The 7,043-nt window shown below is 54.5% G+C and carries 6 protein-coding genes and 2 pseudogenes; 2 read left to right on the plus strand and 6 right to left on the minus strand.

Going from position 1 to position 7,043, the window contains the following annotated elements; all coding sequences use genetic code 11:
* Positions 1–278: pseudogene (locus tag K5E40_RS33830) on the minus strand (hypothetical protein); the annotation flags it as partial.
* An 877-nt stretch (positions 279–1,155) separates the two neighbouring features.
* Between K5E40_RS33830 and K5E40_RS33835 the strand changes: the two are divergent.
* Positions 1,156–1,497: pseudogene (locus tag K5E40_RS33835) on the plus strand (transposase domain-containing protein); the annotation flags it as partial.
* Here K5E40_RS33835 and K5E40_RS33840 read toward each other — a convergent pair.
* From K5E40_RS33840 to K5E40_RS33855, 4 genes are all read right to left on the minus strand, one after another.
* Positions 1,492–2,055, minus strand: a complete 564-nt coding sequence (locus tag K5E40_RS33840; protein ID WP_016969424.1) for an isochorismatase family protein — start codon at positions 2,053–2,055, stop codon at positions 1,492–1,494. The pseudogene K5E40_RS33835 and the gene K5E40_RS33840 sit on opposite strands and share 6 nt — an antisense overlap.
* 1,479 nt (positions 2,056–3,534) lie before the next feature.
* Positions 3,535–4,146, minus strand: a complete 612-nt coding sequence (locus K5E40_RS33845) for a hypothetical protein (RefSeq protein ID WP_016969427.1) — start codon at positions 4,144–4,146, stop codon at positions 3,535–3,537.
* A gap of 18 nt (positions 4,147–4,164) precedes the next feature.
* Positions 4,165–4,602, minus strand: a complete 438-nt coding sequence (locus K5E40_RS33850) for a hypothetical protein (protein WP_016969428.1) — start codon at positions 4,600–4,602, stop codon at positions 4,165–4,167.
* A 708-nt stretch (positions 4,603–5,310) separates the two neighbouring features.
* Positions 5,311–6,228 (minus strand): hypothetical protein, encoded by a 918-nt coding sequence (locus K5E40_RS33855; RefSeq protein ID WP_016969430.1) that lies wholly within the window; start codon positions 6,226–6,228, stop codon positions 5,311–5,313.
* A 45-nt stretch (positions 6,229–6,273) separates the two neighbouring features.
* Here K5E40_RS33855 and K5E40_RS33860 point away from each other — a divergent pair, with 45 nt between their 5' ends.
* Entirely contained in the window at positions 6,274–6,879 is a 606-nt protein-coding gene (locus tag K5E40_RS33860) for an HET-C-related protein (RefSeq protein ID WP_221734385.1), read from the plus strand.
* A 15-nt stretch (positions 6,880–6,894) separates the two neighbouring features.
* On the opposite strand, the gene K5E40_RS33865 is transcribed toward K5E40_RS33860, so the two are convergent.
* On the minus strand, positions 6,895–7,043 hold a 149-nt coding region (locus K5E40_RS33865), incomplete at its 5' end, for an IS3 family transposase (RefSeq protein WP_153575176.1).

Here is a 7,043-nt window from a genome sequence, read left to right on the forward strand (position 1 = left end):
CGATCGGAACCACCTTCAGCTACACGCTGGAAGCCTGGGGTACGATCGGAACCACCTTCAGCTACACGCTGGAAGCCTGGGGTACGATCGGAACCACCTTCAGCTACACGCTGGAAACCTGGAGTGCGATCAGAACCGTTTTTCGAGATGGGGGTGATCACAACGCCACTACCCGACTCGCTAATCAGAGTCTGTTCTTTTTGGCTGTAGGCCGCAAAGGTGTTCGCACTGAATGCAACGATAGCGACGCTGATAACTACTGATTTGATGGATTTCATGGCGGCAACTCCAGAGACTATGTGAGTTGTGGGTGCCGCAGCTACGATGTGCTGCCGACCCCGCAGAAGGACCTCCTTGCTGCATGGGGTTAGATTAATTTTTCGTATGAGAAAGCGTTACATGATACGTGCCGCCTTTTTGCCTATTCCTCTCGCAGTATCGAATCCCGCCCCTCACCGCTTACAAGCTGCCGGTCTTTCTCATGCTATCCAGGAGCAAAAGCTCGAATCTAGACGACCAGAACATGGACTCGTGGGAGTCGCCTCCAGTCCTATATCGACCAAACCGTCGTTTCACTATCGAGTTTCGCCCAGTGTGATTACTAACAAGTTGCGGGCGCAGTCGGTCGGCGGCACAGTGTGCCTACCGTGCATCGGAAGCTATTCCTACCCGACTGCAGCTGAAGTCGGTGAAGTCAGGGGACATTATCGTAGTCGACATCAAAGCTCTCGAAAGTAGCAAGTCGCTGGGCTAGTTAGGATTGTTGCCCAGGCGCCGGCATCGAACGTCGAAACAAAGCAGGGGTTAGCACCTGTCGCGTAACCGTACGGCGAGCTCACCGTCCGAACTCCATCATTAAGGGCGATGCTATTCGCGTATTTTTAGGCGAACGCGATCACCCCCGATCGTAAAGATTTCCGTACGCCAACGAAGCTCTTATCCGAAACTGTTCAAAGCCTAGGTCGCTCAGGAATGCCTGCAACCTGGGCAACAGAGTCCAGAGTCGCCATCAGCCACGGCATCGTCATCCGTAAATGGATGCCGCTCTATCGAGACCAGCCCGCACCGACCTCGCTGCCAGCATTTGTCCCGCTGAAGGCTGTACCTAAACGGCCAGCCGAAGCGTCAGTGAAAATCGAGTTGCCCGTGGCTGGGGTGCCGAACGGATCAGCGACGGCCAAAACCCTCGATTACAGCCTGAAATGCTGGGTAGCGCTGAAGCGCTATCTGGACGACGCAGCTGTGCCCATCGACAACAACCAAGTTGAAAACCAGATACGGCCATGGGCGCTCGGACGCTCGAACTTGTTATTTGCCGAGTCGCTGCGCAGCGGTAAACGGGCGGCTGTAATCATGAGCCTGATCCAATCGGCGCGCATGAATGGGCATGATCCGTATGCCTATCTCAGAGATGTGCTGACGCGGCTGCCCACACAGCGGACCAGTGATATCGAGCAATTGCTACCGCATCAGTGGGTGCCAGCCACTGCTTCATAGGCAAAGCTGTGCGACCACATCTTCTGATGACATGACTTGGGCATATTCGGTGCCCAGTATGGCCAAGGTCAGCTCATAAACGGTAGAGGCGTCCCAAAACGTTCCATTTGGCCTGATGACGGGTACAGCAGTAGTCGCATCCGCAGGAAGAATGATTTCGTATCCAAGTGCCTTCCCCGCTCGGATAGTGGCATCCATGCTGTTATGAATCACAACGCCGGTCAGAACAATACGTTTTACGTGCATGCTTTTAAGGATGGCATCCAATCGGGTTTCTATGAATGCGCAGTTCTCATGCTTGATGATGACAGCCTCGCCCTCTACCGGGGCCACTTCTTTTTTGATTCCATTCCAGGGGCCATGAACGTGATAGCTGGAGGTGGGATTCTTTTCATCATGCTTCACATGAAGGACAGGCCAGCCATTTGATCGCCAGTGCCGCAGAAGGCGTTGGATTGCGGACAAATAACCAGGGTGGCTTTTACCATCCCAAATAGGTTGATCAATCGCATCCTGAACATCAAGGATAATCAGGGGAATGCGAGGTGTATCCTTCATATGGGGCCGTCTCCTTACGATGGACGTTTAGTGTGCTGCAACGCTCCCCCATCAACAAGCAGTGCAGTCTCGCTAGGGTATCGTTGCCGACACAATATCAGTGAAGAGGGGCTGCTACCGCGGAAGTGGATTCCGGCCTTGCTCGAGCAAGGTGTGTTGGCCGGACGCTTAGAGCATCAGTTAAAGGTGGCAGAGGATAGTCGATTAAAGTTCGATACTGGTAAGAAATGGCGATTCAACCAGACCCCGATTCATGCATGTTGCACCGCGAGGTGCAGCGTGAAGCGTTGACAGGGGTAACCGATGGGCCAGCCATTGAGCCGCGTAATTAGGAATTCGGGATGCCGATGCTGTTAAGCGAAGCAAAAGGTAATACGGAGCATGGCGTTATACGCCAGTCATGCTCTGATCCGGCGCGGTCGGAGCCCCTGCGCACGTCGGGAAGTCCTTTGCACAGAATCTGGGAGATCTCAGCGGTGCCCGGTGCGCAAGCCTCGGGCGGAGCAGGAAAGGCCAATAGCCGTAACCCTACTGCCCACGCCGCTGAGAAGTCGGATACGTTCGCAGTACCTGAGAAAACTTTGAACAAAGGGCCTGGCCCCGTGGAGATAGTGGAGGAAAGGATCGTAGCCAAGGGAAACACCTACAGGCCTCCCGCGCCCCAAACACAGAGCTGGATCAGTTGCGAGTCGAAGTAGACTTTGAGTATTAAAACTGTCGCGGGAGCATCGCTGTTTTCGCGGACTGCAGCCTCGTTGAGAGGAATCGCAAAACTGCCGCGACCACTTAAAATTCCGATCCGGACGGATGCGTTAGAGAATTAAAACTGTCTCATCCAGAAACGACGCGGCTTTCAAGCACGCTCAAATGGACCGGCGGCTGGTCGGCCGCCGGTCTCAGAGTCATCGACGAGGGATGAAGTTGGCAACGTGACCGATGGGATTGAACTGTCGACCGGGGTGTCACTTGGGAACAACATGGTTAACATGGGCCGATTCTCCGGCCAGGGGTGAGGGTCATGCCGGGATTGACTTATGACTATCCTGACTACGTATTTACAGGTGTTGATCCCATGTTGACGAATCCCGACGAAGAATCGCCCCGGCTTAGCCGGGGCTTACGCTTGCGCTCAGGTTTTGGATTGCGGGGGATTCTCTTCCTTATTGCCGCATTGGATCAGCAGCAGCAAAACTGTGGCTACCTGCAGAGGCTGCTTTTGCAGGTAGCCAGCGACCAACGCTCACCCCCTCTGGCACTGCGTTACGCTTTCGGGTGACAAATGTAATTACCGCTTCGCAGGAAGGTTTCATGCTTGTTCGGCGAATAGACTCCCTAGGTGACTTGCTCGTTGGCCCCTGTGATGCCCGCTTTTGACCTGGCTACCACCGCGACCGCCGACGTACATACTCCGTCAATCTGATTGGCGCTGTCCCCGCAAGCCCGCCGCTTGGCGGGCTTTTTTGTGGCTGCAGGAACGCCTTACAGGCTGTTCGGCTCGATGCCGATCTCCCGCAGCGACTTGACCAGCGACGGGTCGATAACGGCCTCTCCGGTGGTCGACGCGGCCTGATTGATGCCTACGGTGCGGTACTTGATCAGGTGGCCGGAGACCATCTGTTTGAGGATCTGCTTGGCCTTATCGCCGCCTGTCACGGTGTACGGGCTCATCAACTGCGACGTGGACTTCATCGCCTGTTCCTGGGCGTTGTTGACCAGTGCAGCCTGCTCGCCCTGCAGCCCAACGAGCGGGGCCAACGGGATAGACGGGGCCATGCTCACCGGCGTTTCCTGCGGAGAGATTGTCCACGCCTCGTTCTGGTCGATGCGCAGTTGGACGGTACCGACCGGCACCTTGAAGCGGCCACCGGACATGATGCCGACGTAGATCTCGCTGCCTTCCTTCCGGACTACCGGGTAGAAGTGCAGCGGCTGGGTGACGATCCAGTTCGGCGTGCCCAGATCGCCCGTAGTGACCATCATGGTGGTCTTATCGGTGAATTCGTCGGTTGTGGCCGTGGCCTTCCAGGTCTGCTGCTCGGAGGCGCATCCCGCGAGGGAGAGGGCTACGGCAAGGGCGGCGATATATTTCATTGGGTCTGTTCCCGGGCTTTAATATGACGAGCAGGTCGTGTAGCCGTAATTGGTGATGCAGTTGGTGTTGCGAGGGGTATAGACCGGCATCTGCGGTGCGACGCCTGGTGCTTGGCTCATTCTGGCCATTTCGTCCGCCGCGCTAGCCACCTGAGCACAAGCGATCTGGGCTTTCGATCGATCTGCGTCGGTGAGAACCATAGCATCCGCCTCAGCCGAGTAGCTTTGAACCATATTCCACAGCTTGCCCTGGTCATACAGGTACTGGGCTGGACGACGCTGCATCTGGAACGAGACAAAGCTGTTGTATTGGTCTGCGGTGATAAGTTGCTCGCGTTTGCACAGGCCTGCGGCTGAGACCAACTTAGAAATCGTCTGGTATTCCGATTCGGGCATCTGCGTCATGCAGCCGGTGAGTGCAAGAGAACTAGCAAGTGTTACAGCGATCCGTGTCATGTCGGCCTCTCTATTCCAAGGGAGGCGATTGTAGCAGGGTGCCACCATGTAGTCGGCGCCCCCCCCTGCTCTTTGGACTTACCCACGATACCGCCCGGGTTTTTGCCAGATGATGAGCACCAGGGTCATCGCGACGGAACCGACGAGCGACAAAGCCATTTTGTCCTCTAACAGATGGAACGACGCTCCACCCGCTTGCAGCAAAGCGAGCCAGATACCAATCACCGATCGACCCGCTGTACCCAAGCTCCGGCCTAGTTCTATGGCAACAGGATCGAAGATAACCCGACGTAGACGACAGATGTGTTGTACTCCCAGCACGAGGCCGCCGCTCCTGACGCGACCGAGGACATCTTGGAGATCAAGCGCCACATTGACGTCCAGTATCGGCTCCCGAATGGACGGTAGCTGTCACAAACCCAGTAGCGATGCTGTAGGTGAGTTGCTATGCAGTGTGATCCAAGCGGTTAAATCTATTTTTTGGTCTGTTAACGACAACAGTTTAAGGTTAAATCTAGTTAACAGGGGACGCTAATTGAGGAGGCCGGCAGTCCTTTGTCTTTCGCTTTGGACCGCTGTCGTCCTGTAGTCGTGAGAGAATTTAGTCTATCTACATGCATCGAGATAGGGCCAGCAGTTCAGTTAGCTTTGGCTAAGTTAATGAGAGGGTATGCCTGTATCTGCACGCGGTAAACGTGATTATGCAGTTTACGGGCTTTGGTATAAAGGCAGTGGATCTGCACCTTTCTGGCGAGCCTCCTCAAAGTTATGAAGTAAGGCTTTGGTCTCCTCTGATTGCTGGATGAGGTGATTACTGCGCAGTATCCTCCAGGCCAAGTTTGGGTGTGACATGTTCTGATCGAAGAACACCAATGGCTTCCCCGTCTCCAACGCTCCAAACTCGTCGAGCGTTCTGTAGGCCTGCATGTTCCAGCTAAGTTTCGTCAGTTCGTTAGCCACCCAGTTCGCTTCTATTGAGGTCGTGAAATCAGAGGTGGACCGCGACCACTCGCGTACAAGCTCAGCCGCGAACTCATCTGCTGCTTCTTCCCTAGCTTTAGCAAGAGCCGGCTCGGTGTTCAACTGCGAAAGACTGCCATTAGAGAACTCGGCACCTGTAGTATTTTTGCTCAGGTGGCCGACTTCATGAAGCAGCATAAACGTCAGCAGATGCTTTGATTCAAGCGTCATGCGCCCCGAACCTTTGGAGTGGGCGTTCAGCCATGCCTCGAATGCTGGTAGGTTTACGAAAACGCACGTGCAGTCTCGCGGGACCACCGCTGGCGTTGAGATAGCTCCAGCAGGCGACTTCACCAGGTAAACGGGTACTGACTGGGCATCGCCTTCATTCCACGTCCAGGAAGGAGTGAGTGTTGGACCATTAGCCTTGGTCATCAGGTTTGCAGACTTAATCGCAGATTCGAGAAGCGGCCGCTCAGCGTTGGTGTGCTGCAACCCGCGAAGGGCCACTGGATCATGATCTGCAGCTACCAACAGTATCGAATTACCAAGCATGCTGATCCCTGCGACAAACACGATAGCGTGAGATAAGCTTTTTCGGGTGTAGAAAGAGAGCAGTGTGCGTGAGCCATTCTGGTTTTTTAGTGTCAATTTCTCGATGTGCATGGTGCGGTCGCTCTAATCTCGGCACAGGTGACAAGGAGAGTAGGCATGGTGAGTCATACTGCATTGGTTGTTGCGGCCTTTTTGGTGTGTTGGCAACTGGCACACGCGGCAGAGGGAACGAAAGAAAGGCCAGAGCCCCCACCCGACACAGTGCCATCTCTTGAACAGGCGAACCCTCCAGTTTCATGCATCGGCTGCGACCAGCCATTCGATACAAGCACCCATAAGCAGGTGCTCGAGGGCTTGGCGAACAATCCTTACCTCGCCGAGCTACGCAAAGCCCTCTACCAGCAGGACATCATCCACCAGTTTGAATCCAAGGCACATTTTGACAACTGCGACTTTGATTCGGCGACTACTTACGTAACGAGCTTACTAGATGAGGCAAGCAGCTACGTCGAAAGAGCGCAGAAGGCCAAAGACGTGGGTGATCTGGCAAAAATGAAGGATGCTGCTGCCAGTGCGTTCTTTTCCATAGGACAAGCCCTGCATGCTGTGCAAGACTTCTATGCGCACACCAATTATGTCGAAATGCGGGCGCCGAAAGCCCGAAAGGTTACGGACATTGAAGTCATCGCTCCGTGGAAGCCTAAGGGGCGTGATCGTATTAAAGAGCTTCGCAAGGAAGGTCTCTACTCTGGATACGTTTGAATCGCCCCTGGTTTTCTAGACACTCTCCAAGCTCAGGAAATAGCGTTTCTCATACTCTACTGGAGACAGCTGCATAGCACTGCTGTGTCGGCGTTTAGGGTTATAGAACATCTCGATGTAATCGAAAATATCACTTCGGGCTTCTTCACGGGTTGTGTAGATCT

Origin of the sequence: Pseudomonas baetica (genome assembly GCF_019733355.1) — a bacterium.
Lineage (GTDB): Bacteria > Pseudomonadota > Gammaproteobacteria > Pseudomonadales > Pseudomonadaceae > Aquipseudomonas > Aquipseudomonas baetica_A.